15 protein-coding genes are annotated in these 17872 nt (G+C 72.0%); 10 read left to right on the top strand and 5 right to left on the bottom strand.

Going from position 1 to position 17872, the window contains the following annotated elements:
* Window positions 1–37: 37 nt before the first annotated feature.
* Window positions 38–1111 (top strand): uroporphyrinogen decarboxylase, encoded by a 1074-nt coding sequence (gene hemE, locus F4554_RS16335; protein WP_179788169.1) that lies wholly within the window; start codon window positions 38–40, stop codon window positions 1109–1111.
* Window positions 1112–1153: 42 nt separating this feature from the next.
* On the opposite strand, the gene F4554_RS16330 is transcribed toward hemE, so the two are convergent.
* Entirely contained in the window at window positions 1154–2260 is a 1107-nt protein-coding gene (locus F4554_RS16330; RefSeq protein WP_179788168.1) for a DUF4349 domain-containing protein, read from the bottom strand.
* 154 nt (window positions 2261–2414) lie between these two features.
* On the opposite strand from F4554_RS16330, the gene hemG reads away from it, so the two are divergent.
* The 3 genes from hemG (at window position 2415) to F4554_RS16315 (ending at window position 5120) form a co-directional block, all read left to right on the top strand.
* Window positions 2415–3833, top strand: a complete 1419-nt coding sequence (gene hemG, locus F4554_RS16325; RefSeq protein ID WP_179788167.1) for a protoporphyrinogen oxidase — start codon at window positions 2415–2417, stop codon at window positions 3831–3833.
* Entirely contained in the window at window positions 3830–4546 is a 717-nt protein-coding gene (hemQ, locus tag F4554_RS16320; RefSeq protein ID WP_179788166.1) for a hydrogen peroxide-dependent heme synthase, read from the top strand. The genes hemG and hemQ overlap by 4 nt, the downstream gene beginning before the upstream one ends.
* Before the next feature lie 181 nt (window positions 4547–4727).
* Window positions 4728–5120, top strand: coding sequence for a hypothetical protein (locus F4554_RS16315; protein WP_179788165.1), 393 nt, complete (start codon window positions 4728–4730; stop codon window positions 5118–5120).
* A 97-nt stretch (window positions 5121–5217) separates the two neighbouring features.
* Here F4554_RS16315 and msrB read toward each other — a convergent pair whose 3' ends face one another.
* The gene (gene msrB / locus F4554_RS16310; RefSeq protein WP_179788164.1) at window positions 5218–5679 is read right to left on the bottom strand and encodes a peptide-methionine (R)-S-oxide reductase MsrB; all 462 of its coding nucleotides are present in this window, start codon (window positions 5677–5679) and stop codon (window positions 5218–5220) included.
* A 94-nt stretch (window positions 5680–5773) separates the two neighbouring features.
* Between msrB and F4554_RS16305 the strand changes: the two genes are divergently transcribed.
* Window positions 5774–6850, top strand: coding sequence for a helix-turn-helix transcriptional regulator (locus F4554_RS16305; RefSeq protein WP_179788163.1), 1077 nt, complete (start codon window positions 5774–5776; stop codon window positions 6848–6850).
* Here the strand turns inward: F4554_RS16305 and F4554_RS16300 are convergent.
* Complete coding sequence (locus F4554_RS16300; protein ID WP_179788162.1) at window positions 6840–9368, bottom strand: endonuclease/exonuclease/phosphatase family protein; 2529 nt, start codon at window positions 9366–9368, stop codon at window positions 6840–6842. The genes F4554_RS16305 and F4554_RS16300 overlap by 11 nt on opposite strands.
* A 262-nt stretch (window positions 9369–9630) precedes the next feature.
* Between F4554_RS16300 and F4554_RS16295 the strand changes: the two genes are divergently transcribed.
* Window positions 9631–10029: a hypothetical protein gene (locus F4554_RS16295; protein WP_179788161.1), complete on the top strand. Its 399-nt coding sequence runs from the start codon at window positions 9631–9633 to the stop codon at window positions 10027–10029.
* A gap of 48 nt (window positions 10030–10077) precedes the next feature.
* Window positions 10078–11805, top strand: a complete 1728-nt coding sequence (locus F4554_RS16290; RefSeq protein ID WP_179788160.1) for a hypothetical protein — start codon at window positions 10078–10080, stop codon at window positions 11803–11805.
* Between the two features lie 151 nt (window positions 11806–11956).
* Here F4554_RS16290 and F4554_RS16285 read toward each other — a convergent pair whose 3' ends face one another.
* Window positions 11957–12862 carry a hypothetical protein gene (locus F4554_RS16285; RefSeq protein WP_179788159.1) on the bottom strand — a complete coding sequence of 302 codons (906 nt, stop codon included), beginning with the start codon at window positions 12860–12862 and terminating at the stop codon, window positions 11957–11959.
* 810 nt (window positions 12863–13672) lie between these two features.
* Between F4554_RS16285 and F4554_RS16280 the strand changes: the two genes are divergently transcribed.
* The 3 genes from F4554_RS16280 to F4554_RS16270 all read left to right on the top strand — a co-directional run bounded on the left by F4554_RS16280 (window position 13673) and on the right by F4554_RS16270 (window position 17283).
* On the top strand, window positions 13673–14800 hold the full coding sequence (locus tag F4554_RS16280; protein ID WP_179788158.1) for a hypothetical protein: 1128 nt from the start codon (window positions 13673–13675) through the stop codon (window positions 14798–14800).
* Between the two features lie 120 nt (window positions 14801–14920).
* Window positions 14921–15967: a non-homologous end-joining DNA ligase gene (ligD, locus tag F4554_RS16275; protein ID WP_179788157.1), complete on the top strand. Its 1047-nt coding sequence runs from the start codon at window positions 14921–14923 to the stop codon at window positions 15965–15967.
* An 11-nt stretch (window positions 15968–15978) separates the two neighbouring features.
* A complete protein-coding gene (locus F4554_RS16270) occupies window positions 15979–17283 on the top strand; it encodes an RNA polymerase sigma factor (protein WP_179788156.1) in 1305 nt (434 codons plus the stop codon).
* A gap of 44 nt (window positions 17284–17327) precedes the next feature.
* On the opposite strand, the gene F4554_RS16265 is transcribed toward F4554_RS16270, so the two are convergent.
* The gene (locus F4554_RS16265; RefSeq protein ID WP_179788155.1) at window positions 17328–17867 is read right to left on the bottom strand and encodes a hypothetical protein; all 540 of its coding nucleotides are present in this window, start codon (window positions 17865–17867) and stop codon (window positions 17328–17330) included.
* Window positions 17868–17872: the final 5 nt, after the last annotated feature.

The following is a 17872-nucleotide window of genomic DNA, read 5'->3' as shown; positions in this document are numbered from 1 at the left end:
TCCGGCCTGTCGCAGCGACGGCCTACGCTTCGAAACTGTGGACACCAGCACCGTACGGACCAGCCCCACACCAACGAGCGCCGACCTCGCGGACTCGGCGTTCCTGCGCGCCTGCCGTGGCGAGCCTGTCCCGCACACCCCGGTGTGGTTCATGCGCCAGGCGGGGCGTTCCCTGCCTGAGTACCGCGCGTTGCGCGAGGGCACCCCGATGCTCGAGTCGTGCACCCGGCCCGAGCAGGTGGTGGAAATCACCATGCAGCCGGTCCGCCGTTACGGCGTGGACGCGGCGATCTTCTACTCCGACATCATGGTGCCGCTGAAGGCGATCGGCGTGGACCTCGACATCGTGCCGGGGGTCGGGCCGGTGGTCGCCGAACCCATGCGCTCGCTCGCCGACCTGGCGCCGCTGCGGCCGATCGAGCCCGGCGACGTTCCGTACGTCACCGAGTCGGTCCGTGGGCTCACCGCCGAGCTTGGCGGCACGCCGCTGATCGGGTTCGCCGGCGCGCCGTTCACGCTGGCGTCCTACCTCGTGGAGGGCGGCCCCAGCAAGGACCACGCCGCGACGAAGGCGCTGATGTACGGCCGGCCGGAGGTCTGGCACGAGCTGCTCGGACGGCTGGCGAGGATCGCGGCGGGCTTCCTGCGCATCCAGGTCGAGGCGGGCGCGTCCGCGGTGCAGTTGTTCGACTCCTGGGCGGGCAGCCTGGCCCCCGACGACTATGACCGCTTCGTCCGGCCGCACTCCGAGGCCGTGCTGGCGGAGGTGGGCACCCTCGGCGTACCCCGCATCCACTTCGGCGTGGGCACCGGCGAGCTGCTGGGCGCGATGGCGGCGGCCGGGGCGGACGTCGTGGGGGTCGACTGGCGGGTGCCACTGGCCGCCGGCATCGACCGGGTCGACGGCCGGCCGGTCCAGGGCAACCTCGACCCGTCGCTGGTGTTCGCGCCGTGGGAGATCGTCGCGGAGAAGGCGGCCGACATCCTGACCGCCGGGCAGAAGGCACCCGGGCACATCTTCAACCTCGGGCACGGCGTCCTGCCCAAGACCGACCCGGACGTCCTGGCCCGGCTGGTCGACTTCGTGCACACCGAGTCCGCCCGCGGCTGAGCGCCGCCGGCCGCCGCCGGATCACCGCTCAGGACACGTCCCTTACGAGCCGGCCGGCGGAGGCGTCGGCTCCACCGGCGCGGCCGGGCGGGTGGACCTTGCCCGCAGCCGGCGCCGCAGGGGTACGCCGACCAGGAGGCACAGGCCGAGGACGACGAGGAACGGCGTCGCCGCGCCGAGCGCGGTCAGCACCGCCTGCCCGGTGGCGGCGAATGCCGACCAGCCCGAACGCAGCCCGGCGAGGAAGCCGGTCCCCGCGTGCTCGGATTCGCCGGTGCCCGCCGCCGGCGGGGTCTCGAGGTCGACCCGGATCGTCGCCAGGGTGGCCTGGCCGTCGAGGGCCGCGGCCCGCGCCTGCAGCGACTCCAGCTCGGCTTCGCGAGAGGCGAGCTCGGTCTCCACCTGCATCACCTCACCGACGGTCTTCGCCTGACCGAGCAGCGTGCGCAACCGGTCGATGCTCCGCTGCTGGCTCTTCACCCGGCTGCCCACGTCGACCACCTGGTCGGTGACGTCGGTGGCCTGCTGGGAGTCGGTGCGTACGGTGCCCAGTTCGCGGAGCGCGCTGACGACCCGGTCGAAGTCCGCTACGGGCACTCGCAGCACCAGGCTGACCCCGGTAGCCGACGCCTTCGACGTGTTCGAGTTGCCCGGGCTGTCCGACCCGGGCACGACCTCGTCGGAGTTGCTCTCCTGGCTTGCGACGTACCCACCCGCTCCCTCGGCGAGGGAGGCGGCGCGGCGGGCCGCTGCCCGTGCGTCCTTGGTACGGATACCCAGGGTGGCGGTCCGGACGATGGACCGGCGGAGCTCGCTCAGCTCCACCCCGGCCGGTTGCGCCTTGGCGCCGCCGGCCTTCGCGCCGGGTTCGGCGGCGGCTCTTTCGTCCGCCTGCCCGGCGGAGTTCGGTGCGACGGCGGGATCCGCCTTGCTCGCCGACGCACCACCCGCCGACCCACCGCTTGACGCACGCTCGGCGCCCTGGCCGGCGCACCCGGCCAGGGCCAGGACGACGACGGCGGCCAGCAGGAGTCCACGCGGACGGGCGAACCAGATGGAACGGGCGGAGCGGGCCGGCTGGGTCATCGGCCGGATCAGAGTGGCCGGGCCGTTCGGGTGGGTCGTACGGCGGGTTTCTGGGCCGGTCATGGTGGACCTCCGCGGGGGACGAGCAGGGATGATCGCGCTACCCGGCGGGCGGCCTGGCATACGGAGTGAGTACGGCGTGATCACCCGGTGGGTGCTGTCCCGACGCGCACGGGCCGGGCAAGGTTGCCCGCGCCAGGTCTGCGAAGGTGGGCGTATGCGGGAGATCGTGATCGTCGGCGGCGGCATCGCGGGTGCCGCCGCCGCGTGGTTCCTCCACCAGGCCGGCCGCACCGACCTCACGGTGACGATCCTGGAGGGCTCGCCCCGGATCGGCGGCAAGCTGGCCACCGCCGAGCTCGCCGGGATCCCCGTCGACACCGGAGCCGAGGCGATGCTCAACCGGCGCCCGGAGGCGGTCGACCTCGCCCGCGCCGTCGGACTCGGCGACGCGCTGCGCCATCCCGCCACCACCTCCGCGTCGGTGTGGACCCGCGGCGGCCTGCGTCCCCTTCCGGCGGGCACCGTGATGGGCATCCCCGCCGACGAGTCGGCGGTTGCCGACGGCGGCATCCTCGGTCCGGACTCGATCGCCCGGATCGGTGCCGAACCCGACGAGCCCGGGCCGCCGCTGTCCGGCGATGTGGCGATCGGGAAGTACGTCGAACGCCGGCTGGGCCGGGAGATCGTCGACCTGCTCCTCGAGCCGCTTCTGGGCGGGGTGTACGCCGGCCACGCCGACGAGCTGTCCCTGGAGGCGACGGTCCCGCAGCTCGCGGCCCAGCTGCGTAGCGACCCCTCGCTCGTGCGCGCCGCCGCCCGCGCGAAGGCGGCCGCGCCCACCTCCGACGCGCCGGTGTTCGCCGGGCTGGACGGTGGCGTCGGCCGGTTGGTCCCCGCGGTGGCAGAAGCGTCCGGAGCGGTCGTACGTACGGACACCACCGTCCGCGCGCTCGCCCGCAACGCCACCGGCTGGGAACTCCTCACCGGCCCCACCCGGGCCCCGGCCACCGTCCGCGCCGACGCGGTGGTGCTGGCCTGCCCGGCCCGCCCGGCGAGCCGGCTGCTGGAAACCGTCGCGCCGGGTGCGGCCGCCGACCTCGCCGAGATCGAGTACGCCAGCATGGCCACGATCGCGCTCGCCTACCCGGTACAGCAGGATTCCGCCGTACCCGCCGACCTGGCCGGCTCGGGTTTCCTGGTGCCACCGGTGGAGCGCCGGTCGATCAAGGCGGCGACGTACTCCTCCCGCAAGTGGGGCTGGCTGGCGGAGCGGGCACCCGGCCTGTTGATCGTCCGCGCCTCGATCGGCCGGCACCGCGAGGAGGCCGACCTGCAGCGGTCCGACGAGGAGCTGGTCGCCGCCGCTCGCGACGACCTGGCCGCCGCCACCGGGATCGCGGGCGAGCCGGTCGACACCCTCGTCCAGCGCTGGGGAGGTGCCCTGCCGCAGTACGCCGTCGGCCACCGGGCGCGGGTCGAGCGCATCCGCGCCGGCGTCGCCGCCCAGCCCGGACTGGCCGTGGCCGGCGCCGCCTACGACGGCCTCGGCATCCCCGCCTGCGTGGCGAGCGCCCGTTCGGCCGCCACCCAGGTGCTCGCCGCCCTGCCCGCCGCGGGGACAATGACCATATGAGCGCACCACGACAAGAGACCGGCACCGCGCGCCCGAAGGCACGTGACCTGAACCAGACGATTCGGTACACGATGTGGTCGGTGTTCCGGCTGCGCGAGGCGCTGGGTGCCGACGGCCGGACGCTGGCCGCGGAGGTCGAGGACCTGTTCGGGCAGCTGGCCGGCAAGGACGTGGTGGTCCGCGGCACCTACGACGTGTCCGGGATGCGCGCTGACGCCGACCTGCTGATCTGGTGGCACGCCGCCGACGCCGACGACCTGCAGGAGGCGTACAACCGGTTCCGGCGTACCGCCCTGGGCCGGCACTTCGACCCAGTGTGGTCCCAGCTCGCCCTGCACCGCCCGGCGGAGTTCAACAAGAGCCACATTCCGGCCTTCCTCGCCGACGAGGAGCCGAAGCGCTATGTGAGCGTCTACCCGTTCGTCCGGTCCTACGAGTGGTACCTCCTGCCCGACGAGGAGCGCCGCGCGATGCTGGCCGAGCACGGGATGATGGCCCGCGACTACCCCGACGTACGCGCCAACACGGTGTCGTCGTTCGCGCTCGGCGACTACGAGTGGATCCTCGCCTTCGAAGCGGACGAGCTGCACCGGATCACCGACCTGATGCGGCACCTGCGGGGCGCGAAGGCTCGGCTGCACACCCGCGAGGAGGTGCCGTTCTTCGCGGGACGGCGCAAGCCGATCGCGGACATCGTCGACCTGTTGCCCTGACCGCCGACGCGGGTCGGCCCGCATCTGGGCGCACGTGTGTGAAGGTTGGTGCGGTGACGGAGCCGCGAGATGCCGTGTGAAGCCGTGTGAAGCCGTGTGAAGCCGGGTGATGCACCGGGCGATCCCCGGCGATGGTGCTGCTTACGGTGAGGGCTCAGGGGAGCAGGGGAGAGGAGCGGGCGTGAGCTGGCTGCGGAAGGTGTTCGGCGGCAGGGACGACCTGGCGGCGGCACCGGTGACGATGGACGTCGAGCGACGCAAGGCGCAGTTGATTCGGCTGGAGAACGCCCTCGACCGGCTGGTCGAGGTGATGAAGGCCAACGAGGAGCGGATGGCCAACCCCGCCTGGAAGGAACGCATGGCGGAGTACCGCCGGATCTCCGGTGAGTGCTACAAACTGCGGTCCGGCGGTTTCACCCGGGAGCAGATCCTGGACGTGGCGTTCGAGGTACGGCCGGTCTTCGGCGGCGAGCTTCCTCCCGACGTACGCGCCGTCGAGCCACCGCAGGAGGAGGCGCTCGCCGCCGCCGCGGAGATCCAGGCCGTGCTTCCCGGCGAACGCCCCACCAACTGACCGAACCGCGGGACGGCCCGGAACACGACCATCGTTTGTTGACCCAGGGCCTGGCCAGTGCCTGCCCCGGGGCTGCCGGCTCGGCGGCTGTCCGGGCTCAGGCCGTCCCGGCTGCCTCGTCGGGCTCGAGGGTCAGCGACACCGAGTTGATGCAGAAGCGCTGGTCGGTGGGCGTGCCGTAGCCCTCGCCCTCGAAGACGTGCCCGAGGTGGGAGTCGCACCGCGCGCAGCGCACCTCGGTGCGGACCGTGCCGAACGACCGGTCCTCCAGCAGTCGCACCTTGTCCCCGGCCATCGGCGACCAGAACGACGGCCACCCGCAGTGGCTGTCGAACTTCGTGTCGCTGCGGAACAGTTCGGCCCCGCAGGCGCGGCAGCGGTACACCCCGGTGGTCTTGGTGTCGACGTACTCGCCGGTCCAGGGGCGCTCGGTGCCGGCCTGCCTGAGGACGGCGTACTCCTCCGAGGACAGCTGGGCGCGCCACTCCTCGTCGCTCCTGCGGATCTGGTCGGTGGCCTGAGCCGTCTGGGCGTTCTGGGTGTTCTGGTTCTCCGGCATGGTTTCGACCCTACGCCGCCCCGGCCAGCGCGCACGGCGACAGCCTCGCCTGCAGCGGACACGAACTGACCGCAATGTCGGGCATGCTGTGCGCATGGCGAACACCAGCTCCCGGACGCTGCGGCTGCTCTCCCTGCTCCAGACCCACCGGTACTGGCCCGGCCCGGAGCTCGCCGACCGGCTCGGCGTGTCCGTACGCACCCTGCGCCGCGACGTCGACCGGCTGCGCGAGCTGGGATACCCGGTGGACGCCAACCGCGGTGTCGACGGCGGTTACCAGCTTGCCGCCGGCGCGGCCCTGCCCCCGCTGGTGATCGACGACGAGGAGGCGGTGGCCGTCGCGATCGGCCTGCGGGTCGCGACACAGGGAGCGATCGCCGGCATCGAGGAGTCCTCGGTCCGGGCGCTCACCAAGATCATCCAGGTGATGCCGCCCCGGCTGCGCCGGCGGGTGGACACCCTGCGGACCGTGACCGTGCCCGCGGCGTGGACCGGTGGGCCCACGGTGGACGCCGAGATCCTGACCACGCTCGCCCAGGCCTGCCGCGACGAGGAGCAGCTGAGGTTTTCCTACACCGCACACGGGGGTGTACGCAGCGAACGCCAGGTCGAGCCGCACCGCCTGGTGTCGCTGGGCCGCCGGTGGTACCTCGTGGCGTACGACCTCACCCGGCACGACTGGCGCAGCTTCCGGCTGGACCGGGTGGCCGAACCCCGCAGCACCGCCACGCGCTTTCGTCCCCGCGAACTACCGGCGGAGGACGCCGCAGCGTTCGTCCGGGCCGGGATCGACAACCGCGCGGTCGCGACCACCGTGGAGGTGCTCGTCCACGCGCCTGCCGAGGACGTCCGCGCGAAGGTCGGTCAGTGGGCGACCGTCGAGGAGGCCGGCAAGGAGAGCGGCGGTGAGATCGGCGAGGAGAACGGCGGTGGCCGGTGCCGGCTGCTCATGACGGTCGACTCCCTGGAATGGGTGCTGATGACCGTCGGCGTGGTGGGCGCGGAGTTCGAGGTCGTCAGCCCGCCCGAGCTCACCGAACGGGTACGCGAGTGGTCGGCGCGGTTCGGCCGGGCCGCGGCCGCCGGAGAGGGCGCCCGGACCTCGGCGGCGGCCGGTGCGGCCCCCGTACCGACCGCACCGACCGCGCCGACCGCTGAGGTCACGGGCTGATCCGCACCACCTGGGGGTCGTGGTCGCTCACCTGGTCGGCGAACTCCGCGTTGACGTGCACGACGTCGTAACCGCGCACCCGACCGGAGAAGCCGTCCGACCGGTTGCCGATCAGCGCCGGGCTCACCAGGATCTGGTCGAGCACCTGGGAGTTGCCGTCGAAGACGTACGAGTAGCGCTCGGCCGGGGGCAGCAGGGTGGGCAGGCTCACCAGCGTCCGGCCCTCCTGCAGGATCTGGCTCGTACGCGAGAACTCGAAGTCGTTCAGGTCGCCGACGACGACCACCGCGGCGTCCGGCTGGACCGCGCGGATCCGCGCCACGAAGTCGTGCACGAGTCCGGCTTGGGCGTGCCGCTGCGTCTCCGACGAACGCGCCGGCGGCTGCCAGCGGCCGAGCAGGGGCTCGTCGCCGCCCTTGGAGTTGAAGTGGTTGGCGATCACGAAGAAGGTCCGGCCGCGGTAGGTGAACTCACCGGCGAGCGGCTTGCGCGAGTCCTCCCACGCGTCGTCGTCGGGTGCGATCCGGCCGGGGGACAGCGTGAGCGTCGCCTGCCCGTCGGCCTGCCTGGTCACGGCCGTGGCGGTCGTCGCGTCACCGCCGGCCCGGTCGACGAACGACACCCCGCGGTCGGTGCGGAACAGGAACGCCACCCGGATGTTGCCGGTCGGCTGACCGCCGTCGGCCAGGTTGACCGGGGAGATCTGCCGCCACTGGTACGCCGGCCCGCCGGCCGCGCCGATCGCGTCGGTCAGCATCCGCAGGGTCTTGTCCGCCGACACCACGCCGTCCGACTTACAGGTGGACGAAGGGCCGTTGGGGCACTCGGGACCGGTGTCGTCCTGGACCTCCTCCAGCGCGAGGACGTCGGGTGCGGCGAGGTTGTGCACGATCGTCTCGGCCAGCCGGTCGAACTTCTCCTGCGGGTCGGTCGGGTCGAGGTTCTCCACGTTGAAGGTCGCGATCGCCACCTCGTTGCGTGCCGGAGCCTGGGTGACCTCCTTGGCCAGCCCGCCGGAGCGGACCGTCGGCACCGAGGTGGGGTAGACGCGGAACGTGCCGTAGTCGTAGGAGAGCGGGCCGCTCACCTCGCCGGGCAGCGTGTCACCGACGTTCGCGGCCGGCATCTGCTGGTAGATGATCTCGTCGTCGACGGTGAGCCGCGCGGTGTTGGGTGTGTCGTACGACGCGTAGCGAACACCGCCGGAACGCGTGCGGGGCGCACCGGTGGTGCCGCCAGGGACGACCGTCAGCTCGCCGTAGCTGTTGGTCGGCCCGACCACCTGCGCGTCGCGTACCTCCACCAGCATGCTTTCCAGCGTCTCGTAGAAGTCGATCGCGTCTCGGTCGGGCCGGAAGTCGCCGGTCGTCTCCACGTCGACCCTGTTGCCCGAGCCGTCGCCGCTGTCGGCGTTCTCCGCGGGCGCGACCCGGCCGCCCGGTCCGATCAGAACCGGCGCCGGCATCGGCTCGGCCTGCGCGGCCTCGGTGAAGGTCGCGTCGGTGAGCTCGGTGAGCGCGAGGTTGGGACCGGTGCGCGAGGACGGGCGGAACTCGCTCACCGTCGCGGTGACGGTGACCGTCTTGCCGACCGCTGGCTTCGCGCCGGAGGCGCCGGCGTAGACGTAGATGCCGTCGGAGGTCGTGTCGTCGCCGTCGCCCGCGGAATCCTGAATCCAGTAGCCGTCGAACTTCTTCGCCGTCACCACACCGGTGGTGGCGACCCGCTTGCCGTCGTAGGGCGAACGGTGCCCGTGGCCCTGGATTTCGGGGATCCTTGCCTGCTCGGGTTCGGGGCCGGGGTCGGTGCCGCCGCCGGTATCTCCGGCGGCGTTGGCCGGGGTCGGTGTGCCGGTGGCGAAGTCAGTGGCGTTGTCGTCGGTGTCGCGGACGTCGACTCCGCCGGCGCGCGCCGTGGACGTGGCGTTGGTCGTGGCCGCCGCCGGGTGGCCCTCGAAGTCGTTGGCGCCGCCCCAGCCGAGGAAGTCCACCACGCCCGGGTCGGTGGCGCAGGTGGTGCCGCAGGAAAGCACGGTCGTCCCGCGCACCAGGGCGACCTTGCCCGCGGTGCCGGACAGGTTGATCGCGGTGCTGGACTGGTCCGGCTCGGGCAGCTCCTGTCCGGTGCCGGAGCCAGGGGAGAGCTGCACGAGGAACGTGTGACCGGGCGCGACGCTGCCGTGCAGGTCGACCTTCAGCGACCCCGATCCTGGAGTGGTACCGCCACCGAGGTTGCCCGAGGCCGAGCCGTACTGCAGGGACAGCCCTTCCAGCGACGCCGGGGCGCTGTCGCGGTTGGCGAGCTCGACGAAGTCGTGGGTGTATGTCGCACCGGAGTTGCCACCGCCGCCGTACACCTCGTTCAGCACCAGGTCGGTGGATGCGGCCGAGGCGGACGTGGTGGTGACGGCGAGACCGGCGAGGGCGAGCGCGAGGGTCGAACCCGCGGCAAGCGCCGTTCGCGTTGTGCGAGCTGAGGCACTGCGTGCCGAGGAGGTGCGGATGCGCCGACGCGTCATCAGGAGGCTCCCGAGGGTGGTCGAAACCTGTTCGGGAGTTCTTACCACTCCCCGCGGACAAGTGCGCGGCGTCGCGGTGAACACGCGGTTATCCACAAGGCCGATGACGCCCGCTGCGCCGAGGTGATCAGGTCGCGTACCGTCGTTCCCGGACGCCGCCTGCCGGCGTTCACACACGTTCGTCGATCCGCCGTGGCCGGCACGTCCCGGCCGACCCGGCGAAGGTCGTACGCCAGCTTTTACACGAGGACGGTGGCCGAAGATGGGGACCAAGGTCGAGCCGGGGGCGCTGGACTCCTTCGCGAAGTACGTCGACGAGCTCGCCGACGGATGGAACGACAAGTCGTTGTCGCCCGCGGTGCAGATGGCCGAGTCGGAGGAGGGCGACTACAACTACCCCCGGCTCGGTGACTTCGGCGGCTCCAAGACGTTGACTGCGACCTACGAACAGAAGCGTGCCGACACGGCCAAGTCCTGCGGTGAGCTCTATTCCGCACTCCGCGGCCTGGCCAAGGCCACCAGGAAGATCGCCGACGAGTATCGCTCCGCCGAGGCGCTGAACAACGCCAACGTCGGCCAGATCGACAAGATCCTGGGCGACAACATCAAGACCCCGACGACGGATCCGAAGAACCCGGGCGCCGATCCGCCCCAGGCTTAGTGCCACCGGGAAAGCCGTGATTCGGGTCCACCGACGAGGGAGAGTGTGATGGGGGATTTTCCGACCGACGAGTTCGACAAGACCGAGCACGCCAAGGTCATCGGAAAGCTGTGGGGCGCCTGGTCCAACATGCCCGAGACCGACACTGACACTGACACGGTTCCGTCGTCCAGCACGACGTACAACACCAAGACGTTGTGGCAGAGTGTCGGGTCCCAGGCCGACACCCTTGCCGAGGACCTCGACAAGGCAGTGAAGACCCTCCTCGACGGTGGCCACGGCAGCTGGGAAGGCGACGCGGCGGAGGAGTTCCGTAAGACGGTCAAGCAGATCGTGCGGTTCACCCGCGAGATCGCGCACACCGCCGACAGCACGTATCCCAAGCCCGGTGGCGAGGGCGAGAAGAGCGACAGCAACTTCGAGTCCGCCAGTGCGCCCAAGAGCTTCGCGCAGATCTTCACCGACGTCGACTCCCAGCTGACGTCCACGCAGAAGGATGAGGCCCTTCCCGCGCCGCCCTACTGGACCACTCCCTACTGGGTGAAGTGGTGGTACGCCGGCTACGAGATCCGGTACGAGGTCCGGAAGGGAACCGGCGACGGGTCGGTCCTCAGCGTCCCGGACAAGGGTGCCGCCTTCGACTACCACGAGTTCGCCGGCGGCGACAGCGGTACCGGTGGCTTCTACGGCGAGGCCCAGGTCAAGGTGAAGAAGGACTGGGACGGGATCGTCTTCGGCAACCTCCCGGTCGACGACACCGAGAACAACAAGCTGATGACGTACTTCAAGTTCAACAAGGAGCAGGAGAACACCTGCCGGGAGTCCGCGAAGACGCTGCTGGAGAAGTACGAAGACGCCAACAAGTCCATGCCGACCCCGCCGTCGGGCCTGAAGCTGACCTTCAAGACCGATGACCCCGGCAAGTTCGGCGGAGGCGGTGGTGGGGGCGGCGGTGGCGCTCCGAAGATTCCCGGTGGCGGCGGTGGTGCCCCCAAGATTCCGGGCAGCGGGGGACACCCCCAGATTCCCGATGGCGGCGACCCGCCGAAGGTGCCCGACGACCCGACCAACAATGGTGGCAGGCCCGAGGTACCCGGCGACCGCGACGGCGACGGGATCCCCGACAACAAGGACCGGTACCCCGACGACCCCACCCGCGGTGGTGGCGGCCAGTTCGATCCGAGCAAGGACCGCGACGGCGACGGGATCCCGGACTACAAGGACCGGTACCCCGATGACCCGACCCGCGGTGGAGGTCGGTTCGATCCGACCAGCCTGCCCGACCGTGATGGTGACGGGATCCCCGACTACAAGGACCGGTACCCCGACGACCCCACCCGCGGTGGCGGAGGTGGATTCCCCGGCGGAGGGGCGGGCAACGTCGACACCGGTACGAGCACCGCACGCGCCGGTGGATTCGGCGGTGGAGGCGGCGGTATTCCCGGCGGAGGGGGTCTCCCTGGCGGTGGCGAAATGCCTGGCGGCGGGGGAATTCCCGGCGGCGGGGGCCTTGCCGGTGGCGGTGTCCCGGCCGGCGCACCGGCCGGATCACTCAACGTCGGCGGCACCGGAGCCGGCGCGAACGGCCCGGGAGGCCCCGGCGCGGCAGGCGCCCGCTCCGGCATGGGCGGCATGATGCCGATGATGGGTGGCGGTATGGCCGGGGAGGACGGCGGTCAGGAGCAGGAACGCACCACCTGGCTCGACGAGGACGAGGACGTCTGGGGCGGCGGGGACGACGACGCGCCGCCTCCTGTGCTCGGCGGGGCTTTCTAGCAAGGGACATCGCGGCTCCGGGCGGACTCAGGACGAGCCCAGCCTGATCCGCACCGACCTGAGCGGCGGCCGAACCCTTGCGAGGGTTCGGCCCGCCGCTCCTGCCCTGTCGGACATCCAAGTCGCCACGACCGTCGGCGCCCGGTGGGGTTCAGCGGCTTCGGGTGAGCACCGGCGTGACGGTGAGCTGTCCGTCCCCTTCGCCGGTCCGGACGACGGCCAGGTGCAGCCCGCCGACGTCACCTTCCACGAAACCGTGCTGGGGTTTCAGGTGGCCGTCGATCCACCGCCTGGCTGCGGCGTTACCCTTCTCGTCCGCGACCTGACGCAGCAGGTCGCCGTACCGCCGCCGGAGTTCTGCGTCGGTGACCTTCACCTTCCCGTCGTAGTGGATCGCGCTCACCGTCACCTCCGTGGCGGAGAAGCGCGCCCGAACGTCGTACGCAGACGACGTGGCGGTGCAACTGCTCGCGTCGCACTCGTAGCCCGCCTTGCCCAGCGGTGCGGCCATGGCGGCCGGGTCCTTCTGGAAGTCCGTGCCACCAGGCATCGTCGGCGCGCCCGACCGGGTGAACGACGCGGTGGCCGCCTCCGGGTGGGCGCTGAAGCTCACCACTCCCCAGCTCAGGTGGGTGGCTCGGTCGACACCGTCGTCGAACGTGGGCAGTCCGGCGTACTCCTGCCCGAGAAGGGGCTTGCCCACCACCTCGACGACCTCCCGTACGGGGCTTACCGCGTCGCCTGCCGGCCGGAGCTGTCCGCGGACGCCGGCCGGGGGTGCTGCGTCCACGTCGACCAGCGCGGCTTCGTCGTCGCTTCCGGACGCGATCCGGACCGTCAGCCGGGTGCCGTCGGACTCGGTGCGGTAGCACGACTGCACCGTCGTCGGCGAGTCCTGCGTGTCGTAGCAGGCGAACCCCTTGCTGTTGAGCGGCGCCGTGAGTTCGGTGGCTGGTACGGGCGCGGCCGCGGGTCTGGTCTTCTCCTCGTGCGGCGCGGACCCGCCGAGGCCGCCGCCGAGCACTCCCGCGCCGAAGACGTAGCCGCCGGCGATCACGGCGACGAGGAAGATCCCGACCAGGCCGCCGCCGAGCAGCCACCGGCGCTTCCGGGCTCGCGCGGGCGGTCCCTGCGGCGGCTCGGGGGGACCGCCGGGCTGTGCCGCCCAGCCCGGTGCCGGCCGTGGTGGTCCCAGGCTCCTCGCTGGAGGCCCTTGGCGCCCGGGCGGTGGCCCGCCGACGGGAGGAGCGCCCTGAGGTGGAGGCGGACCCTGAGGCGGTCCCTGCCTCGGGCCCGGTCCGGACTGGGTGCGGGAAGAGGGACCAGACCGTCGTTGCGGGCCCTGCGGCCCGGACGGAGCGCCGGCTCGCCGCGGAGGTTGGGCCGGACGTCCCGGTGGCGGTTGGCTCATGGTGGCCAAGTATGCCGTTTGCGCAGTCGTCCGTTGCGCACCTTCTGCACCGCTTTGACAACGGACGAAGCGCCGGTAAAGGTACCCACAGGTCGATCCTCGTGTTGCTCGGAGCACTCCCGGTAACGGCTGACGTCCGATCGCTCGAGTGACCTACTGACCGACCTGGCGTCCGGTCCGCCCGACCGACGTGACGAGGGGAGAAGCTGGCCAGTGCAACCTCCAGCAGGCCGTCGGCCTGGACCGCCGGCGCCGGGTCCGCAGCAGGGCCCGCCAGGGGGGCCTCGGCAGAGTCCGCCACCGCGACCGCAGCAAGGGCCCCGGCAAGGACCCCGGCAGGGGCCGCCGCAGGGACCGCACCCACAGGGGCGAGACCCGAGGCAGCGGGCGGCGACCCAGGTTGGCGGTCCGGGACCCGGAGGTCCGCCGCCGGCCAGGCCTGCCGGCCGTACGCCCATGCCGAATCAGCCCACGCCACCTCCGAAGCCGCGCGGCGGGCGGCGGGCCGGTCGCGTCCTCGGGCTGGTCGGCCTGGTGGTCGTCCTCGTTGCCGTCGCCGGCGGTGCGGCGTGGTTCGGCAAGAACTGGAACCGCAGCTCCACCGAGGACCCTGGCGACTACTACGGCAAGCAGGCGGACAGTCCGCGAGACGCGCCGACATACGCCGAGCCCGGTGGCACCGGTGGCGCGATGGGAAAGGCGTTGCGGGCCAGCCTCACCTCCGCCGGCTTCTCCTGTACCCGCACCCCCGGCGATCGCTCCGCGTTGCTGACCTGCGTCCAGACCGGGAAGGACCCCGCACCGTTCGTGGCGAAGGTGACGATGCTGACCGGCCGCGAGGAGGTCGTCCGGGTCGACGCCGACGTACGCCCGGACCCGGCCTGGTCGAAGCTGGACTCCGGCACCGGCAACAACTTCGACGGAGAGCCGGACGTCTCGGCCGTGGCGTACCGCACGTTCACAGTGCTGGGCCTGGCCGCGATCCCGGCCGGGGAGCGCCCGGAGTTCGACAAGGCGATGCGGACGTCGCTGTCCGAGCAGAGCCGGGAGACCGCGAAGACGTCCGTCGCCGACGTCGCCGTGATGGTGCGGAAGTCGGGGCCGTCCACCTTCGAACTCCGGCGTGGCGAGGAGAGCGGTGACCTCGACTACACACCGGGCCTCAGCCTGATCACCCCGAAGGAGGTGTCGGCCGCGCTCGGCAAGCAGGGGATGAGCTGCCGTCGTGCGCAGGAGTCGATGACCTGTACCCGAGGCAGTGTCAAGGTCCACCTGACATTTCCCCGTCCGCGGATCAAGGGCCCCGACCAGAACATCACCGAGCTGACGGCCACCGCGCCGGCGGGCGACGGCACTGTCAACCCGGAGTTGCGAACCACCGCGCGAACCCTCACCGGGCTGGTGGCCGGGAAGTTCGGCGGCGCCGGGCCGGCGCAGTCCTGGGCCGGCGGCTGCTTCGGCGACCGGACAGCGGAGACGGTGGTGGGTGCCAGCACGCTGGTCTGCACGCCGCGCCTCTCGGGGACGATCGACTCCCCTCGGGTCGTGAGCCACGAGTTCGCCGTCCGCCCGGTGCAGGACTAGGGGTCCTCGGCCCCCGGGACCCACGTCCCGCGGATCACGGCTTCGATGGTGAACCAGCGGCGTACGACGCTCCGGCCGCTCCGGGCCCGGCCTGGGGGTGGTGCGCGCTAGCGTTCCACCATGGCGACGCCGTACGAAGAGATCGAGGTCGGTGACCGCACCGTCCGCCTCACCAACCCCGACAAGATCTACTTTCCTGAGCGGGGCTTCACCAAGCGCGACGTGGTGCACTACTTCCTGTCCGTGGGCGAGGGCATCCTCGGTGCGCTCCGCGAGCGGCCGACGACCCTGGAGCGCTGGCCCGGCGGTGTGTTCGAGGGCGCGAAGCTGTCCACCCGGGCGGACAACCGCGGCGACGCGTTCTATCAGAAGCGGATTCCCAAGGGCGCGCCCGAGTGGGTGGAGACCGCCCGCATCGCGTTCCCGAGCGGGCGGTTCGCCGACGAGGTGTGCCCGACCGAGCTCGCCGTGGTGGCCTGGGCGGCCAACCTCGGCACGCTGACGTTCCACCCCTGGCCGGTCCGCCGCGCCGACGTCGACCATCCCGACCAGATCCGGATCGACCTCGACCCCCAGCCCGGCACCGACTTCACCCACGCCGCGGCGGTGGCACCCCGGCTGCGGGAGTTGCTGCACGAACTGGGCATGGAGGGCTGGCCGAAGACCTCCGGTGGCCGGGGCCTGCACGTCTACGTCCCGATCCAGCCGCGCTGGACGTTCACCGAGGTACGCCGCGCCGTGATCGCCCTGGGCCGGGAGCTCGAACGCCGGATGCCCGACCACGTGACGATCTCGTGGTGGAAGGAGGAACGCGGCGTGAAGGTGTTCATCGACTACAACCAGATGGCCCGTGACCGCACGATCGCCTCGGCCTACTCCCTGCGGCCCAACCCGCGCGCGACCGTGTCCGCTCCACTGCGCTGGGACGAGCTGGCCGAGGTTCGCCCCGACGACTTCGACCTGGAGACGATGCCCAAGCGGTTCGCCGAGGTGGGCGATCTGCACGCGCCGGTCAACGACGAGGCGTACGACCTCACGCCCCTGCTGGAGTGGGCCGACCGGGACGCCCGCGACCACGACCTGGGCGACCTGCCCTATCCGCCCGACTACCCGAAGATGCCGGGAGAGCCGATGCGCGTGCAGCCCAGCCGGGCGAAGAAGGCCTGACCGGTAAGGCGATGACGGACGAACGAGCCGCGAGCGCGGCGGTCGAGCAGGCGTTCACCGAGCACTGGGGCCGGCTTCTCGCCCTGCTCACCGGACAGCTGCGCAGTCTGGAGATCGCGGAGGAGTCGCTGGCCGACGCCTTCGAACGCGCGGTCCGGCACTGGGCCGCGGACGGCGTACCCGACCGGCCGGAGGCCTGGCTGCTCACCACTGCCCGCCACCGCGGCGTCGACCAGTTGCGCCGGGAGAAGACCCTGGCCCGCAAGCTTCCCCTGCTCGTCGTCGACACCGAGCCGGCCGGGGCCACCGGCACTGCGTACACAGCCGACCTCGCCGACCTGGGCGCGGACGCCGGGGAGGGGGAGATACCGGACGAACGCCTCCGGCTGTTGTTCACCTGCTGCCACCCGGCGCTGGCGTTGCCGGCCCGGGTGGCGCTCACGCTTCGCATGGTCGGCGGCCTCACCACGGCCGAGATCGCCCGGGGGTTCCTGGTGTCCGAACCCACCATGGCGGCCCGGATCACCCGGGCGAAGAAGAAGATCGCCGCGGCCGCCATTCCATACCGGGTCCCGCGTGGCGCGGACCTGCCCGAGCGGCTCGGCGGCGTCCTCGCGGTCCTGTACCTCGTCTTCACCGAGGGCCACGCGGCGTCGTCGGGGGAGACCCTCGTCCGCCGTGGACTGTGCGCGGAGGCGATCCGGCTGACCCGGGTGGTGGCAGCCCTACTGCCTGCGGAGCCGGATCCGGTGGCGCTGCTCGCGCTGATGGTGCTGCAACACTCCCGGCGCGACGCGCGCACCGACGAGGACGGCCGGCTCGTGGTCCTGCCCGACCAGGACCGCTCCCGCTGGCACCGGGCCGAGATCGACGAGGGTGTCGCGCTGGTCGAGCGGGCGGCGTCGTACGGCAGGATGTCGGCGTACCTCCTGCAGGCGGCGATCGCCGCCGAACACGCCGGCGCGGCCGAGGCGGCTGACACCGACTGGCCGGCCATCGCACGGCTGTACGAACTGCTGGAACGCCTCACCGGCGGCTCACCCGTCGTCCGGCTCAACCGCGCGGTCGCCGTCGCCGAGACCGCCGGAGCCGACGCCGGCCTGGCCCTGTTGGACGGCCTGGACGATCGGCTCGGCGACTACCAACCCCTGCTGGTCACCCGGGCCGACTTCCTCCGCCGGACCGGGGAGCACGAGGCCGCGCGGCGCGCCTACGACAGGGCCCGGGAGTTGGCGGGAAACGACGCCGAGCGGGACTTCCTGGGCCGGAAGCTGGCCGACCTCGACGAGCAGTCCGCCGGGCCACCGCCGAAGTGAGCGGCGCGGCGATGTGGGGACCCGTCAGGCGACGTGGGCGCCCGTCAGACCGACCGCTCGTCGCGTACCGACGGATCGCCGGGCTTGTCGGGATCCCGGTGCTCGATGAGGTGCAGGCAGGGTACGCCGAGGCGGCGGCGTGCCTTGGACGTCCAGTCGACGTGGAAGAACTCCGCGACCACGTGCGGGCGGGTGAGGATGACCACCTCGGAGGCCTGCCGCTCCCGTACCGCGTTCGACAACGCCTCCACCGGCTCGGCGGAGGTGACCTCGCCGTCGACGGCGCAGCCGCGGTCGGCGAGGGCGGCCAGGCTCTCGTCGAGGGCGGCCTGGCTGCGTTCGACGATCTCGGCCTGGATCTTGGCCAGGTCGACGTCGGGGAAGTTCAGGGCCGAGGTGGCCAGCACCTCGCTGGCGGCGATGGACCCGAGTGCGGACTCCACCCGGGCGGAGGCGTCCTCCACCGGGAGTAGCACGTGCACATGGGTACGTCCGGGATGGGTGCCGGCTCCGTAGAGTCCGGCGATCTGGCGCGCGTCCACCTGCGACAGCGGCTTCTCGATCAGGAGCACGACCTCATACATCGCGG

This window comes from Actinopolymorpha rutila, assembly GCF_013407855.1.
In the GTDB taxonomy this organism is placed as follows: Bacteria; Actinomycetota; Actinomycetes; order Propionibacteriales; family Actinopolymorphaceae; genus Actinopolymorpha; species Actinopolymorpha rutila.
Note: the sequence above shows the minus strand (reverse complement) of the source record. Positions and strands in the feature narration are given on the sequence as shown.

What these genes read in the sequence shown, in the direction of transcription:
- F4554_RS16330 (WP_179788168.1), bottom strand. Translation starts at nt 2,260, where the DNA reads ATGACCGGCCCAGAAACCCGCCGTACGACCCACCCGAACGGCCCGGCC.
- hemG (WP_179788167.1), top strand. Translation starts at nt 2,415, where the DNA reads ATGCGGGAGATCGTGATCGTCGGCGGCGGCATCGCGGGTGCCGCCGCC.
- hemQ (WP_179788166.1), top strand. Translation starts at nt 3,830, where the DNA reads ATGAGCGCACCACGACAAGAGACCGGCACCGCGCGCCCGAAGGCACGT.
- msrB (WP_179788164.1), bottom strand. Translation starts at nt 5,679, where the DNA reads ATGCCGGAGAACCAGAACACCCAGAACGCCCAGACGGCTCAGGCCACC.
- F4554_RS16305 (WP_179788163.1), top strand. Translation starts at nt 5,774, where the DNA reads ATGGCGAACACCAGCTCCCGGACGCTGCGGCTGCTCTCCCTGCTCCAG.
- F4554_RS16300 (WP_179788162.1), bottom strand. Translation starts at nt 9,368, where the DNA reads ATGACGCGTCGGCGCATCCGCACCTCCTCGGCACGCAGTGCCTCAGCT.
- F4554_RS16295 (WP_179788161.1), top strand. Translation starts at nt 9,631, where the DNA reads ATGGGGACCAAGGTCGAGCCGGGGGCGCTGGACTCCTTCGCGAAGTAC.
- F4554_RS16290 (WP_179788160.1), top strand. Translation starts at nt 10,078, where the DNA reads ATGGGGGATTTTCCGACCGACGAGTTCGACAAGACCGAGCACGCCAAG.
- F4554_RS16280 (WP_179788158.1), top strand. Translation starts at nt 13,673, where the DNA reads ATGCCGAATCAGCCCACGCCACCTCCGAAGCCGCGCGGCGGGCGGCGG.
- ligD (WP_179788157.1), top strand. Translation starts at nt 14,921, where the DNA reads ATGGCGACGCCGTACGAAGAGATCGAGGTCGGTGACCGCACCGTCCGC.
- F4554_RS16270 (WP_179788156.1), top strand. Translation starts at nt 15,979, where the DNA reads ATGACGGACGAACGAGCCGCGAGCGCGGCGGTCGAGCAGGCGTTCACC.
- F4554_RS16265 (WP_179788155.1), bottom strand. Translation starts at nt 17,867, where the DNA reads ATGTATGAGGTCGTGCTCCTGATCGAGAAGCCGCTGTCGCAGGTGGAC.